Source organism: Streptomyces sp. SID486, assembly GCF_009865385.1.
Lineage (GTDB): Bacteria > Actinomycetota > Actinomycetes > Streptomycetales > Streptomycetaceae > Streptomyces.
In genome coordinates, this window is sequence record NZ_WWJT01000538.1 from 1 (window position 1) to 495 (window position 495).

Annotated in this window: 1 protein-coding gene; it reads right to left on the reverse strand. The window is 79.0% G+C overall.

The genetic code is table 11. The features are described from left to right. The coding region (locus tag GT045_RS24535) for a universal stress protein (protein WP_161335467.1) at positions 1–439 on the reverse strand (439 nt) is incomplete at its 3' end. Positions 440–495 lie beyond the last annotated feature (56 nt).

Below are 495 nucleotides of genomic sequence, written 5' to 3' on the forward strand. Positions count from 1 at the left end.
CCCGGCCGGCCGCCTCCGCCGCGGCGTCGTCCTCGGCGCGCACCGCGACCACGGGCCGGGCCGCCTCCGCGATCACCTGCTGGCCGACCGAGCCCAGCAGGAACCCGACGACGGGCCCGTGCCCGCGCGAGCCGAGCACCAGCATCTCGGCACCGGCCGCCGCGTCGGCGAGCGCCTTCGCGGGCGAGCCTTCCAGCACGTCGGTGGCGACCGGCAGCCCGGGATGCCGCTCGGAGACGGTGCGCACGGCCTCCGCCACCCCTTCCGACACCCACCGCCGCTGGGTCTCCCGGTCGGCCGTGGTGAGCGCCTCGGCGTACCGCCAGGCGTGCACCACCCGCAGCGGCAGGCCCCGGCGTACGGCCTCCCGGGCCGCCCAGTCCAGCGCGGCCAGACTCTCCTGCGTACCGTCCACCCCTGCCGTGATCGGGCGTGTCATCCGTGGGCCTCCTCGTCGCCGCGTGCCGGGTCGCGCCGGCGGCCGGCGTCCGCCAC